Origin of the sequence: Pseudoalteromonas xiamenensis, assembly GCF_017638925.1 — a bacterium.
Classification (GTDB): Bacteria; Pseudomonadota; Gammaproteobacteria; order Enterobacterales; family Alteromonadaceae; genus Pseudoalteromonas; species Pseudoalteromonas xiamenensis.
On record NZ_CP072133.1, the window covers coordinates 2,978,758 to 2,993,519 of the forward strand.

At 42.9% G+C, this 14,762-nt stretch carries 12 protein-coding genes and 2 pseudogenes; all 14 read left to right on the forward strand.

The features are described from left to right. The first annotated feature begins 2 nt into the window (after window positions 1–2). The 14 genes and pseudogenes from flgC (at window position 3) to J5O05_RS14345 (ending at window position 14,761) form a co-directional block, all read left to right on the forward strand. Window positions 3–437, forward strand: a complete 435-nt coding sequence (gene flgC / locus J5O05_RS14280) for a flagellar basal body rod protein FlgC (protein WP_208842660.1) — start codon at window positions 3–5, stop codon at window positions 435–437. A gap of 10 nt (window positions 438–447) precedes the next feature. Beyond that, window positions 448–1,137 carry a flagellar hook assembly protein FlgD gene (locus J5O05_RS14285; protein ID WP_208842661.1) on the forward strand — a complete coding sequence of 230 codons (690 nt, stop codon included), beginning with the start codon at window positions 448–450 and terminating at the stop codon, window positions 1,135–1,137. A 36-nt stretch (window positions 1,138–1,173) separates the two neighbouring features. Next, a complete protein-coding gene (gene flgE / locus J5O05_RS14290; protein ID WP_208842662.1) occupies window positions 1,174–2,571 on the forward strand; it encodes a flagellar hook protein FlgE in 1,398 nt (465 codons plus the stop codon). Between the two features lie 139 nt (window positions 2,572–2,710). After that, entirely contained in the window at window positions 2,711–3,475 is a 765-nt protein-coding gene (locus J5O05_RS14295; RefSeq protein ID WP_208842663.1) for a flagellar basal body rod protein FlgF, read from the forward strand. 19 nt (window positions 3,476–3,494) lie between these two features. Continuing rightward, window positions 3,495–4,283, forward strand: a complete 789-nt coding sequence (gene flgG / locus J5O05_RS14300) for a flagellar basal-body rod protein FlgG (protein WP_208842664.1) — start codon at window positions 3,495–3,497, stop codon at window positions 4,281–4,283. Window positions 4,284–4,307: 24 nt separating this feature from the next. Next, the gene (flgH, locus tag J5O05_RS14305) at window positions 4,308–5,003 is read left to right on the forward strand and encodes a flagellar basal body L-ring protein FlgH (RefSeq protein WP_208842665.1); all 696 of its coding nucleotides are present in this window, start codon (window positions 4,308–4,310) and stop codon (window positions 5,001–5,003) included. Window positions 5,004–5,033: 30 nt separating this feature from the next. After that, window positions 5,034–6,110, forward strand: coding sequence for a flagellar basal body P-ring protein FlgI (locus J5O05_RS14310; protein ID WP_377099587.1), 1,077 nt, complete (start codon window positions 5,034–5,036; stop codon window positions 6,108–6,110). 94 nt (window positions 6,111–6,204) lie between these two features. Continuing rightward, window positions 6,205–7,173, forward strand: coding sequence for a flagellar assembly peptidoglycan hydrolase FlgJ (gene flgJ, locus J5O05_RS14315; protein WP_208842667.1), 969 nt, complete (start codon window positions 6,205–6,207; stop codon window positions 7,171–7,173). Window position 7,174: 1 nt separating this feature from the next. Next, a pseudogene (flgK, locus tag J5O05_RS14320) lies at window positions 7,175–9,189 on the forward strand (flagellar hook-associated protein FlgK). A gap of 2 nt (window positions 9,190–9,191) precedes the next feature. After that, window positions 9,192–10,420 (forward strand): annotated as a pseudogene (flgL, locus tag J5O05_RS14325) (flagellar hook-associated protein FlgL). A 325-nt stretch (window positions 10,421–10,745) separates the two neighbouring features. Next, window positions 10,746–11,708, forward strand: coding sequence for a flagellin N-terminal helical domain-containing protein (locus J5O05_RS14330; RefSeq protein WP_208842668.1), 963 nt, complete (start codon window positions 10,746–10,748; stop codon window positions 11,706–11,708). Window positions 11,709–12,194: 486 nt separating this feature from the next. Further along, complete coding sequence (locus J5O05_RS14335; protein WP_208842669.1) at window positions 12,195–13,160, forward strand: flagellin N-terminal helical domain-containing protein; 966 nt, start codon at window positions 12,195–12,197, stop codon at window positions 13,158–13,160. A 152-nt stretch (window positions 13,161–13,312) separates the two neighbouring features. Beyond that, on the forward strand, window positions 13,313–14,275 hold the full coding sequence (locus tag J5O05_RS14340) for a flagellin N-terminal helical domain-containing protein (RefSeq protein WP_208842670.1): 963 nt from the start codon (window positions 13,313–13,315) through the stop codon (window positions 14,273–14,275). 78 nt (window positions 14,276–14,353) lie between these two features. Next, window positions 14,354–14,761 (forward strand): flagellar protein FlaG, encoded by a 408-nt coding sequence (locus tag J5O05_RS14345; protein WP_208842671.1) that lies wholly within the window; start codon window positions 14,354–14,356, stop codon window positions 14,759–14,761. Window position 14,762: the final 1 nt, after the last annotated feature.

The window sequence follows — 14,762 nt, forward strand, 5'->3', positions numbered from 1 at the left end:
TCATGAGTTTGTATAACGTTTTCGATATCGCGACGACGGGAATGAGTGCGCAGAATATTCGCCTCAATACCACAGCCAGTAACATTTCGAACGCAAACAGCATTAGCTCGAGCCAAGATAAGGTTTACCGTGCTCGCCACCCAGTATTTGCTGCTGAATTGAATAAAGCGGCAACAATGCAACGAGGCAATGAAGTTGGCTCATCTGTTGGCGTAAAAGTATTGGGTATTGTTGAGAGTGATAAACCACTGCAAATCGAATATAACCCAAATCATCCAAGTGCTGATGAAAATGGTTATATCTATAAACCGAACGTGAACGTGGTTGAAGAAATGGCGAACATGATTTCAGCATCCCGCTCATACCAAACAAATGTTCAAGTAGCTGATGCCGCTAAGCAAATGCTAACGAAAACATTGCAACTTGGACAAAGGTAAGGAGTAGGGCATGGCTAGTTCTGTAGATTCAACGGCAAGCAGCACCTATATGGATTCACTGCGTTGGCAAGATAGTAAAGTGCCAACGTCGGACAAGAAAAGCGATGCATTAACGCAAGAAGATTTCTTTGCGTTACTGACACAACAGTTGTCTTTCCAAGATCCGAGTAAGCCTGCGGATAATGACCAAATGATTGCTCAGATGACGTCGTTTACCATGGCTGAAGGTATTTCGAATCTAAATGCGAAGTTTGATTCGTTAAGTGCATCCATGACTTCTAACTCAGCGCTTCAAGCGTCAACTTTAGTTGGCAAAAAAGCATTGATGGAATCGGACACAATTGACCTTGGTTTAGATGGCACAGGTAAAGGTTCTATCGTAGTCGAAAAGCCAGTTGAGCAATTGACCATGAGTATATACGACGAATCTGGACAGCTTGTCCGTCAAATCGAGTATGGTGCTAAATCGGCTGGAGCTATTCGGTTTGAATGGGACGGAAAAGATAAAGATGGAAATCAAGTCGCCGCGGGCGAGTACAAGATAAAAGCAGAAGGTAATATGGCGGGACAATTTACGTCACTACCCGTAGCAACGTTTAAGAATATCGACAGTGTCAATATTAATGGGTCTTCAGGAATAATCGTGAACACCAGTATTGGTGCCGTGAAATTAACTGATATTGCAGAAATATCTGGCTAACTGTTCTGCAACGCAAATGATATTAGAGGTGAGTGTATGAGTTTTAATATTGCATTAACTGGTTTGGCGGCAGCTCAGAAAGATCTGGATGTCACAGCAAATAACATTGCCAACGTGAATACGACTGGCTTTAAAGAATCGCGAGCAGAATTTGCTGATGTATATGCGGCATCCGTATTCAGTTCGGGCAAAACAAAAAATGGTGATGGTGCACAAACAACGATGGTTGCGCAGCAGTTCCACCAAGGTTCATTGAAGTTCACACAAAACTCTTTAGATCTGGCGATTACAGGCGAAGGTTACTTTGCAATGGCTGAAGAGTTTGGCTCGCAAGACTACACGTATACGCGTGCGGGGGCATTCAAACTGAATAAAGATAACTTTATTGTGGATGCACAAGGCAACTTTTTGCAAGGCTTCCCCGTTGATCCTGCAACTGGTGACACAACGTCAGTCAGTTTAAGTACGTCATCAGCACTACAAATTCCAGATGCATCAGGTTCGCCTCGTGCGACGGCTTCGGTATATTCGTCATTCAACCTAGATTCGCGAGTGCAGCCACCAACGATCCCATTTGACCCAACTCAACGGGCTTCTTACAATTCGTCGACATCTACTACGGTATATGACTCGCTTGGCGAACCACATGTCATGCAATTCTTTTTTCGAAAGAATACAGATAACGAGTGGGCTGTATACGGAACATTAGATAATAAACAATTTAACCATTTAGGTGATGAAGTCGATACGACTGCCACACCAGCTGTGCCGAGTACACCAATATCAGTATTTCAGTTTAGTGCGTCGGGTCTTCCATCAGCAACTGCTGCAGATCCATCAGCATCCCCATTGGTGTTTAACGCAAATAGTGGAACCACATTTAACCCACTGACACTGCAAGGTTTGCCTGGTACAGCTCCAGTCTCGCCTGGTTTGTCGGAGTTACTCGGTAATGGCGCAACGTTTCCAAATGATATTGTGGTGAACTGGCGCGATGAGGCAAATACAACCAATAAGTTGCCTACTCAATATGCAAGCCGCTTTGAAGTTAAGGCTTTAGAACAAGATGGTGCGACTGTAGGTCGTCTATCGGGTATCGACATCGGCACTGACGGTAAAGTGGTCGCTTCCTACAGCAACGGTGATTCAACCTTCTTAGGTCAGGTTGCGATGGTACGTTTTTCTAACTCGCAAGGTCTACAGCCAGTCGGAAACACGGCGTGGAAGAAAAGTTTGACGTCAGGGGAGCCAATAGCGGGTGAACCGGGTTCAGGTACTCTAGGTTCAATTAACTCCTCAGCACTTGAGCAGTCTAACGTCAACCTAACAAACGAGTTAGTCGACTTGATTAGTGCACAGCGTAACTTCCAAGCAAACTCCAGAGCGCTGGAAGTAAACTCAACACTGCAGCAAAGTATTCTACAAATCCGTTAATTCGGAAATACCCAGCAAGCCGCCGACAGGCGGCTTTTTTCTTCTTATTTTATTTATTCTATCCGCACAAAATACCGTCAAAAAAAAGTGGTACGTAATTTGCTTTTTCAAAGTAAGTTAATTTTTGAGGTATGTGGTTATGGATAAAATGCTCTATGTCGCGATGTCAGGTGCTAAACAAAGCCTGCGCGGTTTGGCATTAAAAGCCAATAACTTAGCCAACGCGAATACAACTGGTTTTAAAGCTGACTTTGCTCAGGCGCGTTCTATGCAAGCCTTCGGTGAAGGTCTTCCAACGCGTGTGTTTGCGATGCAAGAAAGACCCGGTACAAATATGACATCAGGTGCTATTGTTGAAACCGGTCGAGATCTTGACATTGCAATTACAGATAAAGGTTGGTTAGCCGTTCAAGATGCAGCTGGTAACGAAGCCTACACCAAGGTGGGTACCTTAAACATTACACCCGATGGCGCACTTGTCACCGCACATGGTAAGCAGGTAATTGGTGAAGGTGGTCCAATTATCCTACCTATTCCTATTGATAAAATTGAAATTAGTCCAGATGGGGCGGTACAAATTCGCCCGCAAGGTGCTCCCGCAAACTTTTTGGAAGTGGTTGACCGCATTAAAGTAATTGCGGCTGACAACAATCAATTGGAAAAAGGCAATGACGGTTTATTCAGACCAAAAACGGATGCTCTCGAAGATGGAGCCTGTGGTTTTTGTGAAATCGCGCCAGAAATCAAAATTCTAAGTGGTTCACTTGAAATGTCGAACGTGAACCCTGTACATGAAATGGTGGACATGATTAACCACCAAAGACAGTTTGAAATGCAAATTAAGTTGATGAAATCCGCAGAAGAGATCGATGAGCGTCACACCTCATTGCTGCGCATCGTTTAATGAGTGAGAGGATAAGACTATGAACCCAGCATTGTGGATTAGTAAAACGGGCCTTGATGCTCAACAAACCGATATCGCAGTAATCTCGAACAACTTGGCGAACGCCAGTACTGTAGGTTACAAAAAGAGCCGTGCTATTTTTGAAGATTTGCTTTACCAAAACATTAATCAGCCAGGTGGTCGTTCGTCACAAGATACTGAAATGCCCTCTGGATTGATGTTGGGTGCGGGTTCGAAAGTGGTCGCTAACCAAAAGAACTTTTCGCAAGGTAATATGTTGAGTACTGAAAACTCGTTGGATTGGATGATCCAAGGTCCTGGTTTTTTTGAAGTTCTCATGCCAAATGGCAATATCGCGTACACACGTAACGGCCAATTCACAACAGATGAAAACGGTCGTATTGTAACATCTGGTGCAGGTTACCCAGTTCAACCTGAAATGAATATCCCTGACGATGCACAATCGATCACAATTTCCCGTGATGGTGAAGTATCAGTGCGTATTTCGGGGCAGGCTGAAAACGTTGTCGTTGGACAATTGGTGATTAGTGACTTTATCAATCCATCGGGTTTAGAGCCAATGGGTCAGAACTTATACACAGAAACCGCTGTAAGTGGAGCGCCTGTGCAAGGTAACCCTGGAGCAGAAGGTTTAGGCAGCGTTGTGCAGGGGGCGCTTGAAACGTCCAATGTAAACGTGACCGAAGAACTCGTAAACTTAATTGAAACCCAACGTATTTATGAAATGAACTCGAAAGTCATTTCATCAGTGGACCAGATGCTTAGCTACATTAATCAACAGCTTTAATTTAGTATAAGTTAGGAGAATAGTATGAATCGCCTTCTTAGAACCTCAATTTTCAGTTTGATGACCTTATTGGGAATGTCTGGTTGTGTATCAACGCAAAACAAAAATGTGGTTCAGGACGACCCGTACTATGCTCCCGTGGTATCTGAAGATCAAAGTGAACAGATCATGCCAACGGGTAGTCTGTTCAATGCTGAGTTTGCCAATGACCTGTATTCGGATCGTAAAGCATTAAGGACGGGAGACATCATTACGGTCGTTTTACGTGAAACCACTCAAGCGTCGAAAGCTGCCAACAATCAAACGAAACGAGATACAACAGCCAGTATCGACCCCGTGATAGGCCTTGGCGGAAACGCGGTTAATCTGGGCGGTGAAAGCATCCAATTAGGTGTAACTGCAGGGAATTCGTTTAAAGGCGATGCTCAAGCGAATCAGTCAAATAGCTTGTTTGGCAATATTTCGGTGAATGTGGTTCGAGTTTTGCCTAATGGTAATCTAGTGGTGCGAGGTGAGAAATGGCTTACTTTAAACACTGGTGAAGAGTTTGTTCGATTAGAAGGGTTGGTTCGCCCTAAAGATATTGCAGCGGACAACACGGTTCAGTCGAATCGAATTGCAAATGCACGAATCCAATACTCGGGTAAAGGACAAAATCAAGAGGCGCAAGCGCCGGGTTGGTTGGCTCGCTTCTTCTTAAGTACATTGATGCCGTTCTAGGAGTAAATTATGAATCGCTTCGTTCAAACAATGAGTGTCATTTTATTGGCAGCTATGTCTTTCTCATCCCAAGCGGTACGCGTAAAAGACGTTAGCATGGTCGAGGGAGTTCGCTCGAACCAACTTGTTGGCTACGGTTTGGTTGTAGGTTTACCTGGAACTGGGGAGCAAAGTCGCTTTACCGAGCAAAGCTTTAAAGCCATGCTGAACGGTTTTGGCATCACATTGCCAGACTCACTAAAACCAAAAATTAAAAACGTTGCTGCGGTAGCCGTTCATGCGGACCTTCCTCCGTTTGTAAAACCCGGCCAGACTATTGATGTAACGGTTTCATCGATTGGTAGTGCAGGTAGTCTTCGTGGAGGTACGCTATTGCAAACCTTTCTTAAAGGTTTAGACGGTAACGTGTATGCAATTGCGCAAGGCAGCCTAGTGGTTGGCGGTTTAGGTGCGGATGGTGCCGATGGGAGTCGAGTACTGGTAAACACTCCTACGGTTGGACGTATTGCCAACGGTGGTATCGTAGAACGAGCAGTAAAAAGTCCTTTTACACAAGGTGACTACATTACATTTAATTTGCATAGACCAGACTTTACAACGGCGAAACGTTTGTCTGAAACGATAAACAATCTTGTAGGACCGGACAGTGCTCAGGCCTTAGATGCAGCGTCTGTTCGTGTTATAGCACCAAGAGACCCCGCTCAGCGCGTGTCCTATTTAGCGACATTAGAGAATTTAGAATTCAAGCCTGCTGATACGTCTGCAAAAATAATTGTTAATTCACGTACAGGCACGATAGTCATTGGTAAGGACGTCAAATTACAACCTGCTGCAATCACCCATGGTGGTTTGACGGTGACGATAGCTGAGCAGCAAAATGTATCTCAACCTCTGGCATTGTCTGAAGGTGAGACTACGGTGACTAAACAAAGCATCATTGATGTGAACCAAGACGATTCAAGAGCGTTTGTGTTCAATCCAGGTATAAGCTTAGATGATTTAGTACGAGCAATTAATGAAGTTGGGGCTGCACCAGGTGATTTAATGGCGATTTTAGAAGCGCTTAAAGAAGCCGGCGCAATCAGTGGTCAGCTTGTAATTATCTAAAAAATAAAGACTTTCAAGCCCTGTGTAACAGGGCTTTTTTTTGGCCTATATTTTGCATTTACCTGAATATGTAGAATAAAGCGTCAATTTCCCGATGGACTTAAAACCGCTAGAAAATCAGAACGTATTTGACCTAAGTAGCTTAAATAACCTACGTCAGCAGGCTATTGGTGCAAAATCAGGTCAAGAAAGTGATGAAGCGCTCAAAAAAGCGGCGCAACAGTTTGAGGCTATCTTCACGCAAATGCTACTTAAGAGTATGCGTCAAGCAAACGAAGCATTTGAAGACAAAGACAGCCCATTCAACGCAAGCGGCGTTAAGTTTTTCCAAGAAATGCATGATCAGCAAATTGCGACAGAACTTTCTAGCAATGGCTCTTTAGGATTGGCGGATCTTATTGTTCAGCAATTGTCCCCCAACGCAAAAGGTTATACACCCGCTAGCGTTATCCGAACAGACGCGGAACTGAATACTGACAAGCTATTGGGTAAGGTTGCTCAGTTGCCCAAATCAGAGGTTCAAGAGGTTGAGAAAGAGGTCATTTCGAGTGAAGAATCGAGTTTGTTTGACTCTCCAAAAGCCTTTGTCGAACAAGTTTGGGACTACGCAAAATCGGCTGCTCAAAAAATTGGACTCAATCCAGAAGTGATGGTGGCTCAAGCCGCCTTAGAAACGGGTTGGGGCAAGCATGTAATCAAGAAAACAGATGGTTCAAGCTCTAACAACTTGTTTAACATTAAATCGGACAACAGTTGGACGGGCGATAAAGCGAAAAAGCAGACGTTGGAATTTGAACAAGGCCTTCCTGTGAAAAAGCAGGCTCATTTCAGAGCGTACGAATCCATTAAAGACAGTGTGGACGACTTTGTCGATTTTCTACAACAGAATCCGCGGTATGAGAAAGCACTTGAAAAAACGTCAGACAGTTCGACATTTTTAGATGAACTGCAAAATGCGGGTTATGCAACCGATCCTAATTATGCGGAAAAGATTAAGAATGTACTTGAACGTGCCGATTTTAAAAGCATGCTCGGCTCAATAGTGCGTCGGGGAGTGAACTAAGATGTCGTTTAATTTATTAAATATCGGTTCATCGGGCATTCGTGCTAATAGTGAACTGTTACAGACTACAAGTAAGAACATTTCTAACCTAAACACGGAAGGGTATGTTCGTGAGCGTACAGAATTTACGACCATGGTTGGCAATGAAGTTGGCCGTGGTAATACTGTGCGTCTGCTAAATGAGTTTGCCTTGAAGCAGTTAAACCGAGACCTCTCAAACAAGACCTATTATGACCAGTTCGTTGCTGAAGCATCTCGAGTGGATACGTTATTTGCAGAAGAATCGAGTCTCACTTTCGACCAGTCTAAATTCACTGTTCAACAATCTACAGGAGGCGCTGAATCAACCCGCGTCTTCCGTTAGCCGCTCTTTGTTTTTCACTAGTTCACAAAATTTGGTGGATCAAATGGACAGACTTTCGGGGATTGTTCTTGACCAAAAAAACATAGTGAATGAACAACTTGATATTTTCTCGAATGAGGCCAACAACCTCATCAAGAAAATAGGTGACCTCAATACCAAAATAGCTGGCTTGGTTAACCCCCAGGCCCAGCAAGTGAATAGTACCGTGTATAACGAGCGTGATTTGGCCATTAAGAAACTGGCTGAGACTCGTGGATATTGAAACGCTTGATGGCGATAATGGTGAGAAACTCGTCTTTTTGGGTTCTGGACAGTCTCTTGTTATGAAAGAAGGTGCATTTAACCTCTTCTCAATGGATGGAGACCCAGATCCAAACTTTAAGCAGCTAACACTTGATGTTAAAGGTGGTAAAGCGGTTACTCTTGATGTAAACCCTGCAACATTGAAAGGCAAGATTGGTGGTCTTCTCGCATTTCGCGATGAAATTCTTGTGCCTGCGCAAAACCAATTAGGCCAGATGGCGATTTCAATTGCCGATGCGTTTAACCAGCAAAACCACAAGGGTTTGGATTTGGATGGTAAATTCGGTGGAGATTTATTCCAAATTCCAACAGCAGGGGCTTATGCCTACAAAAGCAATACAGGGACGGGGGCCATCTCCGCAACTTTGGAAGCTGGCAAAGGCAAAGAAATTCCCGCGAATGATTTTCTTGTTGAATACATCAGTGCAACTCAAGTCAGTGTAACCGCACTGGACAATCGAGGTAACGCGGTAGGTAGTGCACAAACGTTTAATATCGGCACGCCGCCATCCACAATCAATTCGGCAAATTTGGTCGCTCCATCGGCCGATGCGTTTGGCTTAGAATTGAACATCAGTGCTGGTGGTGCGACGGGTGACAAGTTTTTGATTAAACTCAATAGTGAAGCCGCAAGTAGTTTACAGTTGGCAACGACTCGAGGCGAGCATTTAGCGCTCGCGTCACCCATTCGTACCAGTGTATCTGCTAATAATACGAGTACAGCGACGATTAGTGCGGGAGTTGTTACAGATACGACTGCTGCAGGATTTACGGCCACGCCAAGCTTAGCAAATGGACCGCTTACGGTTACGAAAACGGCAGTTGCGAACCAATATACCATCTCTGATGGTACGAATACGGCAACTTTTGTCGTGTCAGGCAATACCAAAGGTATGTTGGCCCAAGCTGGTGCGCCATTTTCGAATTACGGTTTTGATTTTGACTTAGAAGGAGCGCCTGCAACAGGTGACTCATTCAAACTTGAATTTAACACAGGTGGTTATGACGATAACCGAAATGGCTCTGGTTTTTCGAAATTACAATCAACAGAGTTGGTAAGACAAAATGTCATTACAACGCCAAATACCGATAATTTGAAAACATTTAATGAAGCCTACGCAAAAATAGTAACAGATGTTGGTGTGACAACGAATCAAGCAAAAACAAATGGCGCGGCTTTTGCAGCATTAGCAGAACAATCCAAAGCTTGGTATGAATCTATGTCAGGTGTGAACTTAGATGAAGAAGCGGCAAATTTACTCCGTTTCCAACAATCTTATTCTGCGGCGGCACAAGTAATCACTGTAGCCAGAGCTATCTTTGATAGTCTACTCAGTGCGGCGAGGTAATTATGCGTTTATCAAATAATTTGATGTATCAAAACAACTTAACTTCTATTTTGGACAATCAGTCCGAGGTAAATAAAGCGATGCAGCAGGTTAACACGCAAAAGCGCGTATTGTCTGCTTCGGATGATCCTTCCGCTACGGCAAGGGCTATGCTGTATTCTGACCGTATTGAAACAAACGATCAGTATTCAAAAAATTTAACCATGTTAGAGAGCCGTTTAGACGCACAAGAGAGCGTTCTTAAGAACATTAAAAGCTCACTCACTGAGGCCTACACATTAGCAATACGTGCAGGTAACGGCAGTGTGACAGATATCGATAAAAATGCGATTGCTCAGGAAATTAAAGCAATCCAAGCTTCTGTTTTGGATATGATGAATTCAAAGTCGGAAGATGGGCGCTATATTTTTTCAGGCTATCAAGACAATACGCAAACTTATTCTCAAGACCCCGCAACGGGCAAATTTGTATACAAAGGTGACCAAGGTCAACATAAAATTAAGGTTGCAGAGGGTGTTGAAATTCGCTCGAGTGATAATGGCTTTGATGTGTTCGAGAAGGCCGAAAATCGCTTGAATGTTGTGAGCAATACTGCTACGACGGCTGGTGGTACTTCAAATGGTACAGTTTACATTGAAGAGCAGGGCGAGTTTGATAAATTCCATAAGACATATTACAACGCAAGTCCTACAGCTCCTGCAACTGCAAATGATTTTCAAATTACACTTGGCGCTGGTAATACGTACTCACTAACCCAAAATGGTACGCCAATACAAAGTGGAACCTATAGCGACAATAAAATCGTACTAGGGGGTATGGAAATTAAGTTTGATGGTGGTCCTGCTGGGACGATTGATTTTACGTTAGAGCAACCATCAAAAGACAATGTATTGAATACGTTAGAAAACTTGTATCAGGGATTTTAACGCCTAATACATCCACCGAGGATTTCAAGCAGATAGTTGCTGATGCAATTACTGGGTTGGACAATGCGAAAAATAGAGTGTCTTATTCACAAGCTTCGTTAGGAGGTAGAAAAAATACAGCTGACCTAATATCGAAGGCAAACGCAGATCTGGATATTAATAACAAGTCCGCACGAGCAGATATTATTGAACTTGATATGACAGAAGCAATTACGAATTTGCAAAAGCATGAAACTGCCCTTCAAGCTTCTCAAGCTACCTTTGGTCGTTTGTCTAATCTTTCTCTCTTTGATTACATTCGCTAATCTTTTGGGCGTTTAAATTCAAAATTAATTTTAAGCGTCCAAACTCACAAAAATCGAATTTAACTTTCTGAATTTTAATCGATAAATCATTCGTCAAATTATTGACTAGAAAAAAGTGAATCTATGTGTTGATTTGGTAAGTTGATCTATACGTCCATTTAAATCGAATAAAAACAAAGAATTAAAAAAAAATAAAAAAATTGCTAAAGGAATTTTCTGCCAATCCGATAACTAAGGTAAGCGGGCTGATGGTAAAAAGTAAGAGTCAAAGGCCCAAACCAAAAAGTTTGAGAGTAAACACAACGTTTACTGTGGGAGAAAAATCATGGCACTTTATGTAAATACTAACGTAAGTTCATTGAACGCACAAAGACAGTTACAAAACTCTGGTAATTCACTTGACGTTTCATTCAAACGTTTATCATCAGGCTTCCGTATCAACAGCGCTGCTGATGATGCTGCAGGCTTACAAATTGCAGACCGTTTATCTTCACAAATTCAAGGTCTAGAGCAAGGTAACCGTAACGCGAATGACGGTATCTCTTTAGCACAGACTGCGGAAGGTGCGATGGATGAAGTTACGTCAATGTTCCAACGTGTACGTACATTAGCACAACAAGCTTCAAACGGTTCTAATACAGACGAAGACCGCTTAGCGATTCAAGAAGAGATTCGTTCGCTTGCTTCAGAAGTAAACCGTATTGCCGCTGACACGACATTCGGTGGTCAAAACTTACTTGACGGTAGCTACAAAGCAAACTTCCAGGTTGGTGCTGATGCTGTGCAAACTATCGGTTTTAGTATGCAAACAGTTGGCGATACTGCAAACAGCTTAGTCGCAAACAATGGTTTTACACTTTCAGGTATTGCAGGTGTAGCCTCTGGTGTTACAGGAGCCGGCCTAAGTGCGGTTGCTGGAACAATTAGTACAACGGTTGGAGCTTCGGCTGATTCAGCAACATTTGCGGGTGTGTTTACAGCTAGCGCAATTTCAGTATCTTCTCAAGCTAACGCTCAGGCTGTAATGGCTGGGATGGACGCGATGATTGCTGTTGTAGATAAAAAACGTGCTGAACTTGGTGCAGTACAAAACCGTTTCCAATCTACGATTCGTAACCAAGCGAACGTTGCGGAAAACCTAAATGCTGCAAAATCACGTATTAAAGATACTGACTTTGCTCAAGAAACTGCAAACTTAACGAAAATGCAAATCTTACAACAAGCTAGCCAAACAATTTTGAGCCAAGCAAACCAACGTCCACAGGCTGCTTTAAGTCTTTTAGGATAATAGGTTAGGAATGTAATGACAGGAAGTTGGTAGAGTGTCCGTGCTGGATGGGGTATTTAGCACGGACACCAAATGGATGATAAAGCGGAGGAGCTTAAAATCCATAAAGCGTTCATCAAATCAATGAACACGTTATACATAGCATTAATTATGCCAAGTTAACGAAATTTTTTTGACACTCACTCTCAAACTGTAAAAAGGGGCTTGCCAGAGGCTCCTTTTTCTTTTCAAATAAACGACATTACACTTTAAATCTATTTTATCACATTGAAATATATATATTTTACGAATGATTTCTAATTTGAAGTGAATTTTTTGTTTTTATGGCTTGGTAATTGCATTTATCTATTCGACGACAAGTTTACGGCACAAAGTGGCAATAAATGGCAAGAATTTGCCAAGTAGTATGCCAGCGATATTGCCGATTTTATAAACGAACTAGCGGTGGTTCTGCCACTTTGACTTGTAAGAATAAGAGAGTGAATTATGGCTTTATTTGTAAATACTAACGTGAGTGCATTAAATGCACAGCGTCAACTGACTAACTCTGGTAACGAGTTAGATACCTCATTTAAACGTTTGTCTTCTGGTATGCGTATCAATAGTGCGGCTGATGATGCGGCAGGTTTGCAGATATCTGACCGTTTAAGTTCGCAAATCATGGGCCTTGAACAGGGTAACCGAAATGCCAATGATGGTATTTCGCTTGCTCAGACGGCTGAAGGTGCGATGGACGAAATTACCTCAATGTTTCAACGTATTCGTACATTGTCACAACAAGCGGCAAACGGTTCAAATACGGATGAAGACCGTCTAGCAATACAAGAAGAAATCCGCTCACTGTCAGCAGAGGTTAACCGAGTAGCTTCAGATACAACATTTGGTGGACAAAATCTTCTTGATGGTAGCTATGCTGCAAATTTCCAAGTTGGTGGAGATGCAGTACAAACCATCGGATTTAGTATGCAATATGTTGGTGACACCGCAAATTCAATGACAGTTAATAATGGCTTTACACTTTCAGGTGTTGCTGGTGTTGCTAGTGGGGTATCGGGAGCTGGGTTAAGTGCCGTCGCTGCGACGATTAGTACGTCTGTCGGTGCTTCGGCTGACGCAGCTACTTTCGCAGGTGTATTTACTGCAAGTGGTATATCCGTATCATCACAAGCAAATGCACAAGCAGTTATGGCTGGTATGGATGCGTTAATTGCTGTAGTTGATAAAAAGCGTGCAGAGCTTGGTGCGGTGCAAAACCGATTCCAATCGACGATACGAAACCAAGCAAACGTAGCGGAGAATCTTGCTTCTGCAAGAAGTCGAATCAAAGATGCTGACTTTGCATTGGAAACGGCGAAATTGACGAAAAACCAAATTCTACAACAAGCAAGCCAGACTATTTTAAGTCAAGCAAATCAACGACCTCAAGCGGCCCTGAGCTTGTTGCAAGGATAATTTTTTAAAAAAATACAAATAAAGCTAAAGCTTCTGCTTTATCCGTCGATACAAGATTTAGAGAACTATCACTCTAGGACTCTAATTTGGGTGTTTAGCTGGGTAGGGGTATCCCGCTATGCATCTTCGATAATGATAAAGCGGAGGCTATTATGGCTTTATATGTAAATACAAATGTGAGTTCTTTGAACGCACAACGCCAGCTGAATAATTCAGCAAATTCATTGGACACCTCATTCAAACGTCTATCATCTGGTTTTCGAATTAACAGCGCGAGTGATGACTCAGCTGGTATGCAGATATCTAACCGTTTGACCGGTCAAATCAATGGCTTAAATCAAGGTATTCGAAATGCGAACGATGGTATTTCACTTGCGCAAACTGCAGAAGGCGCGCTTGATGAAACGACACAGATGTTCCAACGTATCCGTACTTTGGCTCAACAAGCTTCTAACGGTTCTAATACAGATGAAGACCGTTTAGCAATTCAAGAAGAAATTCGCTCACTATCTTCGGAAGTAAACCGTGTTGCTGCGGATACTACGTTTGGTGGTCAAAATTTACTCGATGGCACGTATGACGCTAACTTCCAAGTCGGTGCGGATGCGGTTCAAACAATTGGCTTTAGTATGAAAAGCGTTGGTGCTACGACTAACGCCGTATCAGGCCAAGGCGGTTTTACTCTTTCTGGAATCGCTGGGGTAGCTTCTGGAGTTACGGGTGCTGGTCTGTCTGCTGTAGCGGCAACGATTAGTTCAACAGTTGGTGCAGCTGCAGATTCTACAACGTTTGCGGGTGTATTTACAGCAAGCGGAATTTCCGTATCTTCGCAAGCGAACGCTCAAGCTGTGTTAGCTGGAATGGATTCATTGATTGCGGTGGTTGACAAAAAACGTGCTGAGCTGGGTGCGGTACAAAACCGTTTCCAATCAACGATCCGTAACCAATCAAACGTATCCGAAAACTTATCAGCAGCGCAATCACGTATTCGTGACACTGATTTTGCTCAAGAAACGGCGAACCTAACGAAGATGCAAATCCTTCAACAGGCAAGTAGTTCAATTCTAAGTCAAGCTAACCAACGTCCTCAAGTAGCGCTTTCACTGCTAGGATAAGGGTCTAGTCGCCAGATCTAGATGAATGCAATCTGGATCTGGCCTATACTTAATACGTACTTATTCTGGAGGTTTTATATGAAAGAGATAGTGGCTCCTTCTCATAGCACCGTAGAATTACAGCTAACTCAAAGAGAAGAGAAGCAAAGTGTTACTTTGCGACCTATCGAAGCGGCTGAAACATTATCCAAAAACAAAGCAATAAACGATAATAAGGATGATAAAGAAGCTATTGATGGTACATTAATTGCTGATTTGAAAGATAATCTCACTAAAATAAATCAATATATTCCGGTTACCGCTACTAATTTATCGTTTGAGTTTGATGACAAAGGTGATCCGCCTTTTATTCGAGTAATCGATAAAGGAAATAACGAAGTCATTCGCGAGATACCGTCAAAAGAATTTAGAGAAGTTGCTAAGGCTTTGGAAGAATTAGCCGATAAGTTAACAGGTAAAGGGCTGTTGCTTGATCGGACAGCTTAAA